20 protein-coding genes and 1 tRNA gene are annotated in these 19,947 nt (G+C 37.4%); 12 read left to right on the forward strand and 9 right to left on the reverse strand.

What is annotated here, in order from left to right:
• Nucleotides 1-304: 304 nt before the first annotated feature.
• The 3 genes from V3I05_RS08710 to V3I05_RS08720 form a co-directional block, all read right to left on the reverse strand.
• Nucleotides 305-1,435, reverse strand: a complete 1,131-nt coding sequence (locus V3I05_RS08710; protein ID WP_343353348.1) for a hypothetical protein — start codon at nt 1,433-1,435, stop codon at nt 305-307.
• Between the two features lie 140 nt (nt 1,436-1,575).
• Nucleotides 1,576-2,175, reverse strand: a complete 600-nt coding sequence (locus V3I05_RS08715; protein WP_343353349.1) for a hypothetical protein — start codon at nt 2,173-2,175, stop codon at nt 1,576-1,578.
• 1,481 nt (nt 2,176-3,656) lie between these two features.
• Entirely contained in the window at nt 3,657-4,340 is a 684-nt protein-coding gene (locus tag V3I05_RS08720; RefSeq protein ID WP_300448925.1) for a SprT family zinc-dependent metalloprotease, read from the reverse strand.
• 57 nt (nt 4,341-4,397) lie between these two features.
• On the opposite strand from V3I05_RS08720, the gene rplI reads away from it, so the two are divergent.
• From rplI to V3I05_RS08765, 9 genes are all read left to right on the forward strand, one after another.
• Entirely contained in the window at nt 4,398-4,844 is a 447-nt protein-coding gene (gene rplI / locus V3I05_RS08725) for a 50S ribosomal protein L9 (RefSeq protein ID WP_300856066.1), read from the forward strand.
• A gap of 28 nt (nt 4,845-4,872) precedes the next feature.
• Entirely contained in the window at nt 4,873-5,424 is a 552-nt protein-coding gene (gene hslV, locus V3I05_RS08730) for an ATP-dependent protease subunit HslV (protein ID WP_300448932.1), read from the forward strand.
• 4 nt (nt 5,425-5,428) lie between these two features.
• Complete coding sequence (gene hslU, locus V3I05_RS08735) at nt 5,429-6,757, forward strand: HslU--HslV peptidase ATPase subunit (RefSeq protein ID WP_300732153.1); 1,329 nt, start codon at nt 5,429-5,431, stop codon at nt 6,755-6,757.
• A gap of 17 nt (nt 6,758-6,774) precedes the next feature.
• Nucleotides 6,775-7,680, forward strand: coding sequence for a GTPase Era (gene era / locus V3I05_RS08740; protein ID WP_300449345.1), 906 nt, complete (start codon nt 6,775-6,777; stop codon nt 7,678-7,680).
• 24 nt (nt 7,681-7,704) lie between these two features.
• Nucleotides 7,705-8,715: a L,D-transpeptidase Cds6 family protein gene (locus V3I05_RS08745; RefSeq protein WP_300449342.1), complete on the forward strand. Its 1,011-nt coding sequence runs from the start codon at nt 7,705-7,707 to the stop codon at nt 8,713-8,715.
• A 234-nt stretch (nt 8,716-8,949) separates the two neighbouring features.
• Nucleotides 8,950-9,123, forward strand: coding sequence for a hypothetical protein (locus V3I05_RS08750; protein WP_343353351.1), 174 nt, complete (start codon nt 8,950-8,952; stop codon nt 9,121-9,123).
• Between the two features lie 12 nt (nt 9,124-9,135).
• The gene (locus V3I05_RS08755) at nt 9,136-9,417 is read left to right on the forward strand and encodes a hypothetical protein (RefSeq protein WP_300448943.1); all 282 of its coding nucleotides are present in this window, start codon (nt 9,136-9,138) and stop codon (nt 9,415-9,417) included.
• Nucleotides 9,418-9,476: 59 nt separating this feature from the next.
• Nucleotides 9,477-9,785 carry a hypothetical protein gene (locus V3I05_RS08760; RefSeq protein ID WP_295698245.1) on the forward strand — a complete coding sequence of 103 codons (309 nt, stop codon included), beginning with the start codon at nt 9,477-9,479 and terminating at the stop codon, nt 9,783-9,785.
• A gap of 275 nt (nt 9,786-10,060) precedes the next feature.
• Nucleotides 10,061-10,204, forward strand: coding sequence for a hypothetical protein (locus V3I05_RS08765; RefSeq protein ID WP_295698242.1), 144 nt, complete (start codon nt 10,061-10,063; stop codon nt 10,202-10,204).
• A 296-nt stretch (nt 10,205-10,500) separates the two neighbouring features.
• Here the strand turns inward: V3I05_RS08765 and V3I05_RS08770 are convergent, their stop codons facing one another.
• The 3 genes from V3I05_RS08770 to V3I05_RS08780 all read right to left on the reverse strand — a co-directional run bounded on the left by V3I05_RS08770 (nt 10,501) and on the right by V3I05_RS08780 (nt 12,784).
• Nucleotides 10,501-11,187: a sulfite exporter TauE/SafE family protein gene (locus tag V3I05_RS08770; RefSeq protein ID WP_343353353.1), complete on the reverse strand. Its 687-nt coding sequence runs from the start codon at nt 11,185-11,187 to the stop codon at nt 10,501-10,503.
• A 7-nt stretch (nt 11,188-11,194) separates the two neighbouring features.
• Nucleotides 11,195-12,124: a ribose-phosphate pyrophosphokinase gene (locus V3I05_RS08775; protein ID WP_295698237.1), complete on the reverse strand. Its 930-nt coding sequence runs from the start codon at nt 12,122-12,124 to the stop codon at nt 11,195-11,197.
• Nucleotides 12,125-12,187: 63 nt separating this feature from the next.
• On the reverse strand, nt 12,188-12,784 hold the full coding sequence (locus V3I05_RS08780; RefSeq protein ID WP_343353355.1) for a hypothetical protein: 597 nt from the start codon (nt 12,782-12,784) through the stop codon (nt 12,188-12,190).
• Nucleotides 12,785-12,909: 125 nt separating this feature from the next.
• On the opposite strand from V3I05_RS08780, the gene der reads away from it, so the two are divergent.
• A complete protein-coding gene (der, locus tag V3I05_RS08785; protein WP_295698600.1) occupies nt 12,910-14,385 on the forward strand; it encodes a ribosome biogenesis GTPase Der in 1,476 nt (491 codons plus the stop codon).
• Between the two features lie 123 nt (nt 14,386-14,508).
• On the opposite strand, the gene V3I05_RS08790 is transcribed toward der, so the two are convergent.
• Nucleotides 14,509-15,765 carry a glucose-6-phosphate isomerase gene (locus V3I05_RS08790; RefSeq protein ID WP_300732145.1) on the reverse strand — a complete coding sequence of 419 codons (1,257 nt, stop codon included), beginning with the start codon at nt 15,763-15,765 and terminating at the stop codon, nt 14,509-14,511.
• A gap of 10 nt (nt 15,766-15,775) precedes the next feature.
• A complete protein-coding gene (gene gap / locus V3I05_RS08795) occupies nt 15,776-16,780 on the reverse strand; it encodes a type I glyceraldehyde-3-phosphate dehydrogenase (protein WP_295698229.1) in 1,005 nt (334 codons plus the stop codon).
• Between the two features lie 146 nt (nt 16,781-16,926).
• On the opposite strand from gap, the gene V3I05_RS08800 reads away from it, so the two are divergent.
• Nucleotides 16,927-17,003 (forward strand) — tRNA-Arg (locus V3I05_RS08800).
• A gap of 31 nt (nt 17,004-17,034) precedes the next feature.
• Here V3I05_RS08800 and V3I05_RS08805 read toward each other — a convergent pair.
• On the reverse strand, nt 17,035-19,128 hold the full coding sequence (locus V3I05_RS08805; protein WP_300449335.1) for an RNA degradosome polyphosphate kinase: 2,094 nt from the start codon (nt 19,126-19,128) through the stop codon (nt 17,035-17,037).
• Between the two features lie 250 nt (nt 19,129-19,378).
• Here V3I05_RS08805 and V3I05_RS08810 point away from each other — a divergent pair, with 250 nt between their 5' ends.
• Nucleotides 19,379-19,900 (forward strand): outer membrane beta-barrel protein, encoded by a 522-nt coding sequence (locus V3I05_RS08810; RefSeq protein WP_300449332.1) that lies wholly within the window; start codon nt 19,379-19,381, stop codon nt 19,898-19,900.
• Nucleotides 19,901-19,947: the final 47 nt, after the last annotated feature.

Here is a 19,947-nt window from a genome sequence, read left to right on the forward strand (position 1 = left end):
AGTTTGATTATACCATTAATCTTACTCACGCACAAGAGCTTACCCTACAAAAGAATCACAATGTCAAACCAAAGGATAAAAAATATTACACATTTTATCTTAGTCAATCGCTTTTACAAGAAGTAGAGACATTTTTAAATGAATTTGGCGTAAGAGGTGAAACAAAAGGCTCACTCATTGAGGATTCTTTAAGATTTTACCTATCCTACAAACAAGAGCTTTTAGCCAAAGAGCTAGAAGATAAACTTAAGAAACTAAAAAATAAATCCAGCACTCAAAAGTCTTAAAATCTCCTTGCATAGCTTTATCTTTTCTTTTTAGATTCTATTGTCAATTTTGCTTTAGTTTCTATTGCAGATTCTAATATCACAAGTTTATGTGATTGTGCTTTAGTAGTATAAGAATCTCTATTATCTTGTATAGCTTTATGTGCGAGATTGAGAGTAGTTACAATAGATTTGCTAAATTGTGATTGTTGCGTATTTGGAATAGGATTTAAAGCAATATTATACTTGTGTAAAGTCCTTTCACACACTTGTTGTTCTTTTAAAAGAAAGCTACATTTTTTATGCAGATAGGCTATGCGCTTTATATCTTTATGTTCAATCGCTAAAGACTGCTCTAAATCCTCTTTTGTAAGGGCTAAATGTGCATTAATATCTATCATTCTTTGCTTTATGGCTTGGAGTAAGCTTTGCGCGTTACATTCAAGAGCATCTATGCACTCTTTCTTCTTAGATTCTAAGGCATTGTTTTGTGGAAAAGTAAGTGTAGAGACAATATGCTTATAATGCAAGAGATGTGATAGCTTTTTGCTTAAAGCAAAGGCATTGCTTTTATGATTGTAGTTTGTAGCTTCTGCAATAATTCCACTGCTCATTTTCTCTATATTTGTGCCTAGAGTATGTTCAAATTGTGCTATATCTCTTTTAAAGTGTTTGAGTGTATCTATCACATCAAGAGGCAAGTATTGCTCATATGACTTAAACGAGCTAAGAATAGACTTCTTTTTGTTAAGCAAAGTAAAATGATGTGAAAAGCTTTTATAAGTATCCTCCCAATCTAAAAATCTTTTCATATGTTCCCTTAAAACATTAGCTTTGCGCTCATTTTTATTCATTTGATTTTTTGCGTGAGAAAGTTCATCAAAGAGGAGTAATCTTTTTTCTTTAAGTTGAGTAGGATTAATGCCTTTAGATTCTAGCTCTTTAATCTTTTTTTCTACATTCTTTAAATGTCTTGAAGTTTGCCACATTTCTTGCTTTAAGATTTCATTAGCAGAATAAAGAGATTTGATTTTAGCATTAAGGCTATTAATAGCTTTTTTATAAGTAGCAAAGAATCTTACATCTTGCTCTATACTATCATCTTTATTAGCATTACTTGTGTTAAATTTATCTAAGTTTTCAAGTTTAGAATCTAAATGTTGGCGCAAAAAATCTCTATTTACCTTGACATCGTTGCTATAATCTAACTTTCCATTTGAAAGAACAAACAAGTTTTGTTTAAAATCCTCACGCAAACTATCATAAAATGCTGCACATTCTTGCTTAGAGTTGAAGTGAAGTTTTTTCTTTAAAAAGATGTTTGTCTTATTAATGATGATATGAATATGTGGCTTGTTTTGATGAGCGTGAGGGACAAGAATATATTTATACTCTGCAAAGTATTTTGAGCAGATTGTAAGAGTATTTCCATAATGGTAGGAGAGTGTATTTCATTGAGAGAAAAGACTAAATGCAAGGCTTCATTTGTGTTTTTATTCGATGAAAAATCTTTTTGCCAATCTTTTAGAATCTCATCTACTCCTACAAAGTTACCAAGATAATCAATCGCACATTTTTTATGCTGTGATAAAAGCTCTGTATGAAAGTCCATATCATCAAAAATATTCATAGATTCTTGATAGCTCTTTTCAATGGTATAACTTAGAGCATTATGCAAGTGTGTTCTTTTCATATTGCCAATATTTTTGATGATAATCTTATTTCTATGATGAGTGTGAGAAGTAGAAGAATGACTACTAGATTGAGTGAAATAATTTATAAAAGCATTATGCACTTTAGCTTGATAAACTTCAGGAGTTTTTCTAGCTTTTTTAAAAGAAATATATTCAAAAAGTTTTTCATCTTCTTTTATCTTTTCTAAAGGCACATCAATAACAATATCATTCATAAAAAAATCCTTTGGTTCTAACCAAAGAAAACTACAAAAAATACAAAACTTCACTCAAAGGATTCTAGCAAAATTTTATAAAGACTTTTGACTTTTTTTCTGCAAAAAATCATAAAAAATTATCCCTTAAATATGCTTCAAAAATAAGAAAAAATGCAAATGTGCAGGATAACCCTTTTTATGTGCATAAAAAGATAAAGAATGCCTTATGCAAGGGGCTTTGAGATAGGTAAAATGCCAAAAAGTCATTTTTTGCAAGAATTTGAGCTTAAATTTTTGCAAAAATGATAAAAAAGTAATCACATATCATAGAACAAAATCATCTCTTAACTTCATAGCAAAATTTATAAACTTAAAGTGCAAAAAGAATCTATAATTTCATATCAACTTTGCTTCAAATTCAATACAAAATCATAGACTAACAATTTCACTTAAATTGAATACAACTTTGCCACAAACTTAAGAGCATTTCAAGCTTCATACTTCGATACAAAATTAAAAAAACTTCATATCAAAATTTTTCTTAAATCTTATGCCACTTTGGCACATACTTAAAAACATATTCCCAAGACTTAAAAGCATTATAAATTTTATATTTCAAAGCAAAATTTTTTAGCTTCAATGCCATACAAAAAACTTCATAGCAAACTTCTTTTTTTTAACTAAGAACAGAAAAAATAAAATTTAAAAACAACTTAAGATTAGCTTCAAGGCAAAAAGTTTTTTAAGCTTTATAAAATATTCTAGCTGAAATATAATGACACAGATTCTATTACAAATAAAATTACTATAAAGAGAATCTTATATTACCTTTTCCCTTATATTAGAATCTAATATGTGTGGAAATTAATTTCCAAAGTTTTAAAAGAGCCCTAAGCAAAAGCAATGAATAGAGAAATGATAGACAAAGATTAGAGGCAAGATAAAATGTTTTTAAGGGGTAAAAAAGAAAAGTGTGTGAGAGTGTGTTTAATGATTTTTTAAGGTTAATGCGTGTAGATTCCCAAAATATTTTTACTCCCATTCCTTTAAAAAAGCTTTAGAATCTGATTTTGTATATTTTCTTAATACCTAAAGAAGCGCAAGCGATTCTCGCTTAGCTTGATATTTATGGAAAAGTATCAAGAAAACAAGGAGAGTAGCCCTGCTAGATCCTAGCTTATTCCAGTCAATGCTGTAAATGTAAAGCGAGCAAGCAATCTAACAAATGGTATTTTACCTAACTTGCAAGTAGTGGCAAAACACGTTGATGAGAGCGTAGAAGCCATTAGAGAATCTATTAAGCTTGGCTCATTGCTAAATCCCCATATTTAAGTTAATGCAATATAGAGCCTAGAAACAGATGTAGTAAAGTATGAGTTGTGTTCGCAAATATCGCTTATTCCTCACCTTGAAAATATTCCATTTGAAAATATTCCATAACCAAGGATAAAAGCAAAACTCTTCTTTCAAAATTTCCTAAAACTTAAGATTTTAAATATCTAATTTTGCTGATAAGGTGAGGTAAAATCAGCAATTTTTTGCAAAAGTAGGGGGTAGATTCTCGCTTCTTGTCGTAAGGAGCTGCGGAGGGATTTTGCATTAGGGCAAAAGCTATGCACTAAATGCCAAAAGTCACGCGAGTGGTTTTTATGCGTGATGTGAGCGAGTTCGTGTATGATGACATAATTAATAAGATGTTTTGGAGCAAAAATCAACATAAGAGAAAAAAACAAGCGATTATCATAAGTGCAGCTCCCAAAACGTGAAGTAGCAGAAGTGATTTTGATAGAATGATATGTTAAGCTCATTAAGGCGGCGTATTCTGCTACTTTAGGCATAATATATGCACTTAGCATATCTTTAAGCTGTCTTTGAGGTGTGCGGAGGGTATCAAAAAGCGCGTTTATATCCTGCCACACCCCAAAAATGGGGATTTGATGATGATGTATGCACAAAGTGGATTGCAAGGCAAGATGGCGTGTGTGAAGTTTATGGAGGGTAGATTCTATCCATTTATGATACGCATAGATAAAAGATTCAATTTGTGCGTGTGAAAAATGCAGCGGCACACGCACAAATAGCGATAAATCCGCTTTGATTACAATACGTGGATAAGCAATCTTTTTATGCTCAATATATATCGCAGAGGCGATAGGATAGGATTTTTGCAACGCTTTTAACATAATATTGCCACTTTTAGCTATAATTTTTTGATATTATAACCTAAATATGGAGAAAATATGAAAGTGCTACTCTTAGAAAATGTCCAAGGGCTTGGCAAAAAGGGTGAGGTAGTAGAGGTAAAAGATGGCTATGGGCAAAATTTTCTTATCGCTAAGGGCAAGGCGCAGCACGCCACGCACGAGGTGATTAATAAATACAAAGCACAGGTGAAAAGACAGCAAGAATTAGAAGCGTTAGAAATCGCTCAAATGGAGCAGTTAAAGCAGAGTTTAACGTCTCTAAAACCTATTATCCATAAAAAAGTAGGTGCGAATAATGCGCTCTTTGGCTCGGTTACAAAAGATGAAATCATTGCTGCACTCAGCACACATAAGATTCATATCGATAAAAAGCATATTGAAATCCCTCAATCTATTAAGCACACAGGAGAATTTGAGGTGTGCGCGAAACTAGGGCACGGCATTAATGCGACTTTTAAGATTGTAGTAGAAGCACTTAAATAGCACTTAAAGCGCAAATGAAGGATAGAGAATGTTTGAAGCAACAACGATACTTGGTTACAGGGGCGAATATCAAGGCAAACAATATGCGATTATTGGCGGAGATGGACAGGTTACCTTTGGGAATTGTGTCTTAAAAAGCAATGCGACAAAAATCCGCACTCTCTACAACGGGCAGATTCTAAGCGGATTTGCAGGAAGCACAGCTGATGCCTTTAGCCTTTTTGATAACTTTGAGCGTATCTTAGAGGGGCGTAAGGGCGATTTAGTGCGGAGTGTGCTAGAATTTAGCAAGGAATGGCGTAGGGATAAGTTTTTGCGTAAGCTTGAAGCGATGATGATAGTGCTAAATAAGGAGTATATCTATATTTTAAGTGGCACAGGCGATGTTGTAGAACCAGAAGATGGCAAAATAGCGGCTATTGGCAGCGGGGGGAACTATGCCTTGAGTGCAGCACGTGCGCTAGATTCACATAGTGAGTTACCGCCTAAGGATATAGTAGAGCATTCTTTGCGCATTGCGGGGGAATTATGTATTTATACCAATACAAATATTAAGATTCTAGAATTACCAGCGGAGTGAAACAATGAAAGAAAATATGACGCCCAAAGAGATAGTGGCATATCTTGATAGCTATATTATCGGGCAGAATGAGGCAAAAAAAGCGGTGGCTATCGCTCTAAGGAATCGTTACAGACGTATGCAGCTTGATAAGGAAGTGCAGGAGGAAATCACGCCCAAAAATATCCTTATGATTGGCTCAACGGGTGTGGGTAAAACAGAGATTGCTAGACGTATGGCAAAAATGATGGGTTTGCCTTTTGTCAAAGTGGAGGCAAGTAAATATACTGAAGTGGGCTTTGTGGGGAGAGATGTAGAATCTATGGTAAGAGATTTAGTCCTAGCGAGTGTGAATCTTGTAGAGAATGAGCATAGGCAAAAGGCTCAAGCGCAAATCAATGATTACATCATTGAAAAAATCACGCAAAAGCTTTTGCCACCATTGCCAAGCGGAGCGAGTGAAGCTAAGAAAAATGAATACGAAATAAGCTTTGCAAAAATGAAGCAAAAAGTGATTAAGGGTGAAGTGGATGATTTGATGATTGAAATTGATATAAGTAAGAAAGCCCCAATAGGCGACGATAATCTCCCGCCAGATATGATAAAAGTGCAAGAATCTATCTTTAAGGTGCTGAATGTTACGCAAGATAAAATCAAAAAAGAAATGAGCGTGAGAGAGGCTAAAGAAGCCCTGATGTATGAAGCTACAGAATCTGTGCTAGATGCGGAGAGCATTCGCGCGGAGGGCTTAAGACGTGCGGAGCAAAATGGTGTAATCTTTATCGATGAGATTGATAAAGTGGCAATAAGCAACAAAGATAGCTCAAGGCAGGACCCTAGCAAAGAGGGTGTGCAGCGGGATTTACTCCCTATTGTTGAGGGCAGTGTAGTGAATACAAAATATGGACAGATAAAGACGGATTATATTTTGTTTATCGCTGCAGGGGCGTTTCACGTAAGCAAACCAAGTGATTTAATCCCGGAATTACAGGGGAGATTCCCTTTACGTGTGGAACTAAGCACACTTGATGAGGAAAGCCTCTATCAAATTCTTACCCAAACTAAAAGCTCTCTTTTGCGACAATATCAACTCCTGCTAGAGACAGAGAATATTCGGCTTGAATTTAGCGATGAAGCCATTAGGGAACTTGCCCGTTTATCGCATAATGCTAATCAGCGCACCGAAGATATTGGCGCAAGACGTCTGCATACGACTATTGAGCACGTCTTAGAGGATATTAGTTTTAATGTAGATGAGTATCAAGGTAAGGAAATAGAGGTAAATGTGGAAATGGTGCGGGAGGCGTTAGCAGATTTGGTAGAAAATGTAGATTTAGCACGTTATATTCTTTAAGAATCTTTAATGAGACAATGAATACACAGGCAAATATTACTACACGTGCGGGATTTGTAGCTGTTCTTGGGCGGCCAAATGCGGGCAAATCTACGCTTCTTAATCATCTCTTGGGAGAGAGAATCGCCCTTGTATCGCATAAGGCAAATGCTACACGCAAACAAATGCAAATCATCGTGCCTTATCCTCCATTACAAGCACAGATAATCTTTGTCGATACACCCGGGATTCACCATAAGGAAAGACTGCTCAATCAATATATGCTTTCACAAGCACTCAAAGCTATGGGGGATTGTGACATAGCCCTTTATCTCGCACCTGTGAGCGATGATGTGGCACATTATGAGAAATTTTTATCTTTAAGTGAGAACATAGCGCATATTTTGCTTTTGACAAAGACAGATACTTGCAGCAAAGATGAGCTTTTACGAAAAATTGCTGCTTATCAGGCATATAGCAAGCATTTTCTAGCACTCTTCCCTATTAGTGTGAAAAAGCCATTTGATAAGGAGCAGCTCTTCCATCATATCGCCCTGCATTTGCCACATTCGCCTTTTTATTATGATGAGGAGCTACTCTCTCCAAGCACATTAAGGGAGATTTATAAAGAGATGATACGTGAGAGTTTGTTTGAAAAAATGAGTGATGAGATTCCCTATGAGGCTGATGTGATGATAAAACATTGTGAGGAGGGAGAGACACAGCATAGAATCTATGCCCATATCATCGTAGAAAGAGAAAAACAAAAGGCTATGGTGATTGGCAAGGGAGGCAGTGGGATCAAACGTCTAGGCATAAACGCAAGGCAAAAAATGCAGCTTTTTAGCGGTAAAAAAATTTTCTTAAAGCTTGATGTGGTGGTATATAAAGGCTGGAGTAAGCAAAAAGATGTATTAAAAAAAATAGGGTATGATTTTATATGAAAGAAATTATAAGGAAAAGAAGCAATGAATGGCATAAAAAAGTGGCTTTGCTGCGCGACTATTTTCAGTTTAGGGAATCTATATGGGCTTGATGCGCAGCTTGTAGGATTAGTCAATGAATATAAGAAAAACGGCATAAGCGCGGTAGAAGCCAAACTTGAGGGTTATTTGCTCAATAAGGAGTATTGGGCAGAGTATTTGAAAAACACCGCAACAGAATATGGCTATTTTGAGGATTTGCAATTTTTATTTATTTCTAATAAATCTGCGCCATCACTAGCACTTTATGAACTCACAGATTCTAAGCTTAAGGAACTGGGTAACTCAAGCGCACTTGTGGCAAAGGGCAAGGGCAATAAGAAAAAAGAGGGTGATTTGACAACGCCCATAGGCTCGTATGACTTGGACGCGCGTTTAACAGGCTTAAACCAATATTACGGACCTCTTGCATTCTCTACAAGCTATCCAAATGTATATGATAAATCGCTCAAAAAAACCGGTGGTGGGATATGGATACACGGCTTACCGCTTAATGGTGATAGAGAAGAGTTAAATACTCGGGGCTGTATAGCTATTGATAATGAATTACTGAAAAAATACGATAATCTCATTGATTGGCGAAAAACAATGCTTATCACCTATGAAGATACCTTCAAACCCGCTAGTATAGATGAACTCGCCCTCGTGCTTTCAAGCCTCTATCGATGGAAAGATGTTTGGCAAAAAGGTGATTTGGCAAGTTATCTTAGTTTCTATGATGAAAAGGATTTTTATCGTCCTGATGGTATGAGTTTCCGCACATTTAGTGAACACAAAAAGAATGTATTTGAAAAAAATGAGACAAAAACTATCCGTATTTCTAACATCAATGTATCCATCTACCCTAATGAAGGGCACCGCAATATGTATCGCATAAGTTTTATCCAAGATTATAAGGCAACATTGAATGGCAAACCAAGCTTTAACTCCCTAGGCAAAAAAGATATGTATGTAGTTGTCGAAAATGGCAAAATAAAGATTCTAAGTGAGCGATAAGCATAATTTGATAATTGCGTAAAGATAAAGATATCTCAATTAGAGAAAATTACAGGCTTTATGTTTTCATGGATTTGGGACATAAGATTCCCATTCAAAATACATTTTATAAGTATATGATGGTAGCGAATTAACACTTCTTATAAGTATTGTCAATACCTTTATTTTCTTTCCTCTTATCTTTCTTTTTACTCCATCAAGATTTATAGCGGATAAATTCCTAAAAATATCGTTATGCGTTTATGCGCTTGGGTCGGGCTGTTGCCAAGTATTGTGATTTCATTATGTTTTTACTTCTTTTGGTTGGTGTTTATGGCTACTTTGCTTATGGCAGCACAATCGGCTATTTATGCTCCTGCAAAATATGGTTTTATTAAGGATTTGGTGGATAAAGATTTGCTTGTGTAGGGCAATGGCGCTATGCAAGCAGTAGTGATTTTAGCGGGTATGAGCTGCTTTTCATTATTTTTTGAAGTAATGTTTGCCTCAAGCGGGTTAGGATTCTTAGCACAAAAGGGCGATATATTACAGAGTGTTGCACCACTTGGCTTTATCTTAATATTATATGTGGTGATTGAGGTGTTTTTATGTGATCGTTTGCTTACATTAACCCAACCTACGCAAAAGACTTTTGATAGAGAGGCATATTTTAAAGGAGATTCACTTAAATCTCATCTTTGGTCTTTTTTGAACTGCTTTTAGCTTCTTTCCCTGCCTATGTGAAAGCGATATGTTTAAAGCTTGATACCTTTAAGGTGTAAATGATTATTGGCTGCTCGGGCTTTGGGATTATTATAGGCTCTGTCATCGCAGGGCGATTCTTAAAGCATTATACTGAAACAGAGTTTATCCCTCTTAGTGGAGCACTTGTGTGCTTGATAGGTATGCTACTTTTAAGTTCCTCTTCACTTGCGCCTTATGTGATTATAATTTTCTTATTTAGTATGGGTGGGGCTTTGTTTATTGCGTCATTTAATGCACTGATACAATGCCACGCTAAAGAGGGAGAGCTTGGGAAGATTCTAACGGGAAATAACTTTATCCAAAATATCGGTATGCTGCTGTTTTAGGCATTGATGCGGCATATCTGTTTTTATTTGTTGTAGAACGTGTAGAAGCTAAGGTCTTTGAACTCCCTTTTACTATGTGGACTTTACAATGTGAGATACTGCCTACGCTTGGCAGGGCGTGGATAGATACTCGCGATTTGCAAAAGTGGTCGGCGAAATGGTAAGCCTTTGGGAGATTAAGGAGGAGGTAGCAAAACTTGTGAAAAATATGAGATTGATGAGAGTTTGAAATATGTCGCCGTAGCTGTAGATAATAGCAAAAAGGTGAGAGTACTGTGCTGCTTGTGAGCGGTGATAAGGCAGAGAGTGAAAAGCTAGAAAAGGCGATAAAGGAAGCACAAATCCCTGCTTTGCTTAAACTTGCTAAGATTTTATGTGTTAAATCTGTATCTGTGCTTGGCTCGGGCAAGGTAGATTAAAAGGAGCAAAAACCCAGCTTAAAGGCTTATGAGCAATAAAGAGCATCAAGTTTGTCTATTTTTCAGTTTATTTATCAAATATAGTTTTGGTATGTATTTTACTTTTCTTTCTCTACAAGATAGAGGAGCTTAAGTGTAAAAGTGGGTAGCCTAATAATCAACAAGAGATTGATTTGGCGATATACAATCTTGCTCTATTCTATAAATCATTCAATGCTGTCTCACTCCCTAAGTTATGCTTCAAGAAGTGGGTGTGCTATACGATTTGTTTTTTCTGTCAGTAAAGATGAGTAAAACTACAAAGTATAAAATACCTTGAGTGCCTTATATATTTCATAGAATCCTAATATTACCATACCTATGCCGCTTAAACGCAAAAAAAGTGTCCGTTTGCGTTGCACACTCGCGCTCACAAGTCCTAAGATAAAGAGTGAGGGCATCGCACACACGCCAAAAATCCCCATTACTATTGCGCCATTTATGCCATTTCCGGCTACTGCGGCAGTGAGTAGGAAGTAATATACAATCCCGCAAGGCAGTAAGCCATTGCATAAGCCAAGCATATATAACCGCCATTTTGAGCCTTGGGTGAGGAGATTTTGCATAAAATGAAGCACTTTCCTAGAAAATGGAATCTTAAAAGAATAGTGCTTAATAGGTATAAATTGTGCTATCCCCAAGCCACCTAGCACGAGCAAGATTCCCACTACGAGCAAAATAGCATATTTTATTGTCTCATTTGGTGCGCTTAAATAACCCAAATTCCCAGCGATAAAGCCCAGCACACAATAAGTAGTGATTTTGCCGCTATGATAGAGGAGTTGGAGAGGGATTTGAGAGAGAAAGACATATTTTGTCGTATTTTGTGCGGGGGCATAGAGTGCGCTAAAGGCTAAGACGATTCCTCCACACATACCCACGCAGTGCCCGAGTGAAGCAAAAAATGCAATGCTTATGAGCGTGAGAATTTCTATATGTTCCATTTGTTGTTTAAATAAAGAGTGAATTAACGCTTTCGTTATGGTAGATTCTGCGAATTACTTCTGCAAAAAGCGGGGCAACGCTAAGAACCTTGACCTTAGTGTGAGTGATACGCAAGGGAATGGAGTTTGTAACCACCACTTCATCAAGTGCACTTTTAGCAATTCTCTCAAATGCTGGACCACTAAGTACAGGGTGAGTGCCTAGAGCCATCACGCTATTTGCCCCACGTGATTTCAGCATATCAGCTGCCTTACACATCGTCCCAGCGGTATCAATCATATCATCGACAAGTATCACATCTTTGCCTTGCACATCGCCGATGATATTCATTACTTCGCTTTCATTTGCCCTCTCGCGCTTTTTATCCACAATCACCAAATCCATACCCATCCTATCGGCAAAATATCGTGCCCTTGCCACACCCCCAATATCAGGCGAAGCGATAATAGGATTCTTAAAAGATTTCGCACGTAAATAATCTGCGAATACAATCGAACCATAGAGATTATCCACAGGTATATCAAAGAATCCCTGAATTTGTCCCGCGTGTAAGTCCATCGTAATCACGCGATGAACGCCGCTTTGCTCGATGAGGTTTGCCACAAGTTTTGCGCTAATAGGCACACGAGGAGAGGCTTTCCTATCTTGTCTTGCATAGCCAAAGTATGGAATCACTGCATTAATGCTATTTGCCCCACTTCGTCTTAATGCGTCAGTGATAATGAGTAGCTCCATAAGGTTATCATTTGTGGGCGCACAAGTAGGCTGAATGATGAAAACATCTTTTCCCCGCACAGATTCACCAATTTGTACATTAATCTCACCATCGCTAAAGCGATTAATCGTAGCTTTGGATAAACTGACATCAAGATATTTTGCAAGTTCATTACTAAAAAGCGTATGGGCTGAACCGCTAAAGATTTTGAATCCACGCATAGAGTGCCTTTGAAGTGAAGTTTGGACTGCATTATAAGCAATCTCATTTTATATTTGGCTTATTTAGTCTAAAATCTCGCATTTTAAAATGAGTTCAATAGGTTTTTGACTAGCAAGTTTGGGATTAATATCACTATCAGGGTTAATAAGCATTTCACCCCTTGCCCTATCTTGAATAAAATGTTTATTTTGCACGATGTGGCAGGGAGAGTGGAGAATGGCTTTATCAAAACCCTCAATTTTATAAAAATAAGTGGTTTCACTAGGATTGCTTTCATCAATGTGTGTTTGAGGGATAAGTTTAAAATTTTTAGGCGCAATTTTATTGTATAAATCAGCACCTTTAGTGCCTGAATAATAAAAAAGAATCTCTTTACCTTGACTGTAAATTTGTGTCGTATTATTTCCTGAACGCAAGGTGCGTATTTTAAGTTTAGAATTTTGCTGATTGATGAAGTTTTTAAGAGCTTGTGAGAGAGGTATAAGCACGTAAGAATTTCCAAACATAGCAAATTGTGCATCATTTTTATGGAGTATAAAGGCTATACCCTCATCTACAAATACTTCTTTAGCGTTTGCTTTGTTGGCATTATCTTCCAAATCATCGGCTATAACGATGCAAAAAAGCAAAAAGCAGACTATAAAACAATTTTTTTTCATAGTATCTCCTTGTGAATCTTATCAAGGTAAATCCAACTTTAGCTAACATATCGTTATAAAAAATATTTGATTAAAGGATTCTTAAAAATACATTTTGTTTGCTATGTATCCTTTAAGAATTGAGTATTATCATAAGTCATAAGGACATATTAATGAAAAGCATTGCGATTGTGGGCAAACCAAATGTCGGCAAAAGCTCACTTTTTAATCGTCTCATTAAGCAGCAGTTAGCTATCACCTCTGCCATAAGTGGCACGACGCGCGATGTGAAAAAGGCTTCTTTTAGCATTAGTGGTGTGGAAGTGGAGATTATCGATACGGGTGGGCTTGAAAAGACACAAGGACTTTTTGCAAAAGTGAGTGAGCATTCCCAAAAGGCAGCCTTAGAGGCGGATATGATACTCTATATGGTTGATGGAAGCACTATCCCTCAAGATGATGATATAGCCTATTTCCGCACATTGCAAAAGCACAAAAAGCCCTTAATGCTTGTGATAAATAAGGTTGATAATGACAAGATTAAGCAGAGAGCGTGGGATTTTAACGCATTTGGGACACAAGATATGTGCTTTATCTCGGTGCAGCACAATCGAGGCATAACATCTTTGCTTGAAAATATTTTTGACACACTTTGTCTTAGTAAAGAGCAAAGCGTAGAAAATCAGCTAAGGGAGCAATTTAAGCAAGGTGAGATAGATGAGAGTTTAGAGGAATTTTTAGGAATCTTGCAAGAGCCTCAAAGTGAGGTAAATGAAAGCATTTGCGTGGGTATTATCGGGCGAGTGAATGTCGGTAAAAGCTCACTTTTAAATGCACTTGTGGGCAAAGAGCGCAGTGTGGTAAGCGAGGTGGCTGGGACGACTATTGATCCTGTCGATGATGAGATGCATATCGAGGGGAAAAGTATAAGGTTTGTCGATACGGCGGGGATTCGCAGGGCGGGGAAGATTGAAGGAATTGAAAAATTTGCACTCCTTAGAACAAATACCATACTCTCTCAAAGCCATATCGCTATTTTGGTGCTTGATGTAAGTGAGCCATTTGTAGAATTAGATGAAAAGATTAGCTCTCTTATCCCTAAATATGCGTTAGGGGTGATTATAGTGCTTAATAAGTGGGATAAAAAATATGCGAGTTTTGAGGAGATAAAGAGAGCTTTTACTCATCGCTTTCCCTTTTTGTCCTTTGCGCCTGTGATTACTCTAAGTGCGCTTAGTGGGCGCAATATCGATAAACTTAAAATGGAGATTCTTAAAGTCTATGAGCGATTTTGTTATAGAATCCCCACAAGCACACTTAATGATGTGATAGCTAGGGCGATAAGTGCGCATCATATCCCAAGCGATCACGGCAAATTGGTAAAGATTTATTACGCGACACAATATGATATAAAGCCCCCTCGAATAGCCCTTATAAGCAATCGCCCAAAGAGTTTGCACTTTAGCTACAAACGATATTTGATTAATATACTAAGGGAGCATTTTGATTTCACAGGAGTGCCTTTGTATCTTAGTGTGAAATCAAAGCAAGAGGATAAAGATGATAAAACCTCCAAAACACCCAAAAGATACCAAAGAGGCGATAAAAACACAAGATTTTAGCTTATTTATTATCTTTATCTTAATTTGGTTTGCTATTATATTTTCTTGAAATGCAAAATAAATCTGCAAATAATGCTAATTTTTAGCAGAATCATTATCTTATGTATTAGAAAAATATTTCACTTATACGTCAAACAGGGCTTTAAGCCTTTGTTTGCCATATTCTACACCGGGTTGGTCGTAGGTATTGATTTCAAAGAGGATTCCCATACAAGAAGTGAGTAGCTCAAAATACATAATCAGCATTCCTATACTCTCCTCGCATAATCTCATCACCTCAATGCAATCGGTAAGAATCCCCTCATTTGCTATGGTCTGCATAGTTGCAATGCGCTGATTGTTAAGCAGGGTCGCAAAGCTTTTACCATTAACAAAATCAGTAGATTCTAAAAATGTAAGCTCAAGCGAGGGGATGCAGGGTATAAGGTTATGTGCGGGGTTAACGCTTAGGAATGTAACGCTTTTATCTGCTTTGCCCTGCACGATAAGCTGTAAAAATGAATGCTGATCGATACTGCCAATAAGCGCGATGGGCGTTAATCCTATCTTTTGGTGATGGACATTAATTTTCCCTAAGCTCTCCCCCCATAGCTGCACATACCACGCATTGAAATGTTCAAAAAAGCTTGAGTATGAAAAAAGCACATTCATAGGGATTTGTTCTCTGTGTGTAGCATATACAAGGGCTTTATGTAAGATATGCTCTGCCCTGCGTTCAAAAAAATCATCTGCCATATTTCTCCCACCGCGCAAAAGTGCCTCAACATCAAAGCCTAAAATTGCTAAAGGTACTATACCTACTGCGCTTAAAATAGAGAATCTCCCGCCAACATTTGGGGGGATATGAAAGCAATGCAGATTGTGCTGCTTTGCCCAAGATTCAAGCGGAGAGCGATTATCTGTAATGACAAACAAATGCGCCTTGTTTTGGGCATTTTGCAATATCTCATATCTATCAAGCATATATTTGAGCAATGATATGCTTTCAATAGTCGTGCCGGATTTAGAAATAACGATAAAAAGGGCATTTTGAATGCTAATATGTTCGAGGCTTTGGGTAATATGCAGCGGGTCAGTATGCTCTAAAAATATCAAATCTAGCTTTTTCCTGCAAGGCAAATGCCTCAGCATAGAATCTATGGCTTTTAGCCCAAGAGAGCTGCCACCCACACCGATAATCACCAAATGAGCGATAGTATCTAAAAAGGCTTCATTTTGACGCACATATTGATATGCTTCTTCAAGGGCTTGATTGTCATAAGGCAAATTATAGTAGCCACTTTTTTGCATTTGCCTCTCTTGCAATATCGCATTAAAAAGTCTATCTTGTGCTTCTTTGCTAGGGGCTATGTCTTTAAAATGTGATGAAAATGTAAGCACAAGCTATGCCTTAGAGATTCTTGCATACAAAGGCACTCATATCCACAAGGCGATGTGTGTAGCCCATTTCATTATCATACCACGCGAGAAGCTTCGCACTTTTCCCAATAGCTATACTTTTGTCAGGGATAATAATCGCACTTGCATTTGAGCCGATAAAGTCGCTTGATACTCTCTGCTCATCATCAACAAGAATAAGCCCTTTCATTGCACCCTCCATACTTTGCCCACTTTGTGCTTGATAAAAGGCTTCATTTATGTCCTCTTTGCTTACTTCTTTGTTAAGATTCACACTTAAATCTACCAAGCTCACATCAGGTGTAGGCACACGCACAGCAATGCCATTAAGCTTACCCGCTAAATGAGGTAATACAAGCCCTATTGCCTTTGCCGCTCCTGTGCTTGTAGGTATCATATTGAGAGCCGCCGCACGCGCTCTTCGCAAGTCTTTATGCTTCACATCAAGGAGATTCTGGTCGTTTGTGTAGCTATGGATTGTGCTCATTAAGCCATTTTCAATACCAAAGGCACTATCAAGCACCTTTACAATGGGTGCAAGACAATTTGTCGTGCAGGAGGCATTTGAAATCACCTTTTCCCCCGCATAGTCCTTATGATTAACTCCATAGACAAAAGTCGGCGTATTATCAGCAGGGGCAGAGATAATCACTCTTTGAATCTTGCCTTTAAGATGCACACTTGATTTTTCAAGTGCATTAAACTTGCCCGTGCATTCCAAAAGCCCCACTGCCTCACCAAAATCAAGTTTGAGCGGGTCTCTATTGCTTAAGAGTTTGACATTTTTACTCTTGCCAATACGCAAAGTGCTATCATTAAGCTTTTGCACGTCTTTATAGATTCTGTGTACAGAATCATAACGCAGCAAATGTACCAATGTATCCATATCTGCCGTGCTATTGATAGCCACAAGCTCTACGTCATCGCGCTCACCAATGATTCTAGCTGCACTTAGCCCAATGCGTCCTGTGCCATTAATCGCTAGTTTAATCGCCATAGTTTCTCCTTCATCTCGTATCAGCATTGATTTTAAGCAAAAACATATATTCTATCACAAAAATGCCTATTTGGCACTTTTTGACTTGATTTATCTCACGCAAAAGTGTAGAATGCCAACTTTTAGCTTATATTAAGCCTATGTCTGTCCTCATAGCTCAGCAGGATAGAGCACACGATTCCTAATCGTGAGGTCATGCGTTCGAATCGCATTGGGGACACCACTCCTTCATCTCTCAATTTTTAATGATGGAATCAACTTTCTTTAAGCATTCTTTTAGCAAGTTTCTTTGCCTTGCTTACTTCATCATTTCGCACAGAATCCCCATAAATAGCATTTACATACTCTTCATAGGCGAGCTGTGAGCTAAATGGCTTATCTGTATGAGGTACTTTGTGATACTCGCCATTGCTTTGTAATTCATACATTTGCACATTGTCATTAAGCTGCATTTGCAAGATTTCCATTAGACGTTTGCTCATATCTACGTTAAGGCTTGGCGTGAGAATCTCCACGCGTCTTTCGAGATTACGAGGCATAATATCCGCCGAAGCAAAGTAAATTCCAACTTTATCGTGTTTAAAATAGTAGATTCTAGCGTGTTCGAGGTATTTACCCACAATAGAAAAGACGCGGATATGCTCGCTCACACCCTTGATTCCCGGACGCAATGCACTCACACCCCGCACAATAAGGTCGATTTTAACCCCTGCTATTGAGGCACGATATAAAGCGCGTATTACATCTACATCAACAAACGCATTACATTTCATGATGATACGTCCTTCAGTTCCAGCCTTTATCTCATTTTCTATAAGTTCTAGGATTTTTGTTTTAATCTGCGTGGGAGCAATCATCAAGCAATCAAGCTTTGTGCGATAGCACGAGCCTGTGGAGAGGGAGTGAAAAAGTTTTATGGCGTCTTTTGCAAATGCGCTATTGCAAGTAAGGAGCGAAATATCCGTATAGATTTTTGCCGTGCTAGGATTGTAATTACCTGTGCTAAGATGGACATATTCTTTGAGGGTATTGCCTACTTTTTTAATCACAAGGGCGATTTTAGCGTGCACCTTTAAGCCCGGCACACCATAGATTACGTGGGCTCCAGCAGATTCTAAAGAATGTGCCCAATGGAGATTATTCTCCTCATCAAATCGCGCCTTAAGCTCCACAAGTGCAGTTACTTGCTTATTGTTCTCCGCAGCTTGAATGAGGGCTTTGACGATGGGCGAATTTTTCCCCACGCGATAAAGCGTCATACGGATAGATAGTACATCGGGGTCTTTTGCCGCACTTTGGATAAAATTCACCACCGGGTCAAAGCTCTCATAAGGGTGAAAAAGTACAATATCGTGATTTTCCATTGTGGAGAGAATCTCTACATTGCTGTGAAGGGGGGGTAAGGTCTTAGGATTGAAAGGCGGAATAGTAAGATGTGCATACGCCTTGCTTCCTACAAGTTCCCAAAGTCCGCTAAGATTAAGCGGAATGCGATACATATAAATATCTTTGCTATCTACTTTTAAATGAGAATTGATAAAATCAAGCAGGCTTGTATCTTTATCTGTGCCTACTTCAAGCCGCACCACTTCACCCTTCCTCCGGGTTTTTAGCCCCTCACTCATTAATTCTATAAAGTCATCAGCTTCCTCCTCTTCTATCTCCATATCCGCATTACGCGTGATTCTAAAGGGGACATAATTCATAATCTCATAATCCCCAAATAATTCACTTGCAAATTCCCCTACAATGTCCTCTATGGCGACAAATATGCCGCTTTCAATCTCTACAAATCGTGAAAGTAAGCGTGAGATTCTCACCATTGCAAATTTGAGGCTGCCATTATGCAAACTTTTTAGTTGTAGAGCAATGGCAAAGCTAAGGTTATTTAAATGCGGGAATGGGTGAGTAGCATCTACCACCACAGGCACGATAACAGGGTAGAGATAATTAATAAAATACTCGTGGAGTTGTTTTTTTTGCTCATCATTGAGTTGAGAGACACGTTTTATGTGCATACCCTCTTTTGCTAATTCATCTTGAATTTCTTTGAAAATGCCCTCAAGCACATTCTTTTCTTTATCAAGCTGTTCTCGTATGCTTTTAAGTTGCTGCAAAGGGGTAAGTTTATCTGCACCCACTTCGGTAATACCACTCGCATAGAGTCGTTTTAATCCCGCCACACGTATCATATAGAACTCATCAAGATTCGTGCCATAAATAGCTACAAATTTTAAACGCTCTAAGAGTGGAATATTTGTATTTTTAGCCTCATTTAGTACACGTGTATTAAACTTAAGCCACGAAAGCTCCCGATTGAAATACATTTTGGAATCATTAATCGTCATACTGCCTCCTGTCTTAATGCTTAAAATATTTTAAGATTCTAGCTTAATTTGCTTTAAAGCAATGTTTGCCATTACGATTATGCAAAGCAATTTTATAAGCTATGGCAAAATCGTTTCAGTTTTTATATCTAAAAATACAAAAATTATGCTGATTGTAAGTGATGCCTGAAGTCATTTTATTATGGCTTATATTTTTTTAACATATTTTGATTATAATACTGCCTTAATTTTTCAATGCAAGGAGATTATAATGAAAAAAATTGTATTTGGCTTTTTAGGTTCGGCTGTTTTAAGTATGCAAATGTTTGCCGCAAGTATTATGGGATTTGAGTTTAGCCCAGAGATTGGCTTACTTGCAGGACAGACAAAGTTCTCTTATGGTGATGCAAAACAAGACATAACTAATTATGGTGCATTCGGTCGTATATGGCTTGGAGCATTTGATTTTGTTGTCGCTCCACAAATAAAATATGATTATAACAAAAAAACAAGCACAACTGATAGCTTTACGAATTTCCAATATGGCATATCTGCGGGATACAATATCGGGCTAATTGTTGCACGTCTTACTCCTTATGTGGGTGTGAATTATTCAAGTTTTAATAGACTTTTTAAGGATACTATTTCTTATAATGCAGGATTGAAGCTAAAGATTGATTTTATCCCTGTTTCTTTAGGTGTGCTTTATACTTATCAAAATCCAGAGTTTGAAATAGGCAACGTAAAGGCTAAAATGCACACGATTCAAGCACTCATAGGCTTGCATTTCTAAAGTTTGCAATCGCCTCTGTGTAGATTCTGTAAAAACAGAATCTACAC

Origin of the sequence: Helicobacter mastomyrinus (assembly GCF_039555295.1) — a bacterium.
Lineage (GTDB): Bacteria > Campylobacterota > Campylobacteria > Campylobacterales > Helicobacteraceae > Helicobacter_C > Helicobacter_C mastomyrinus.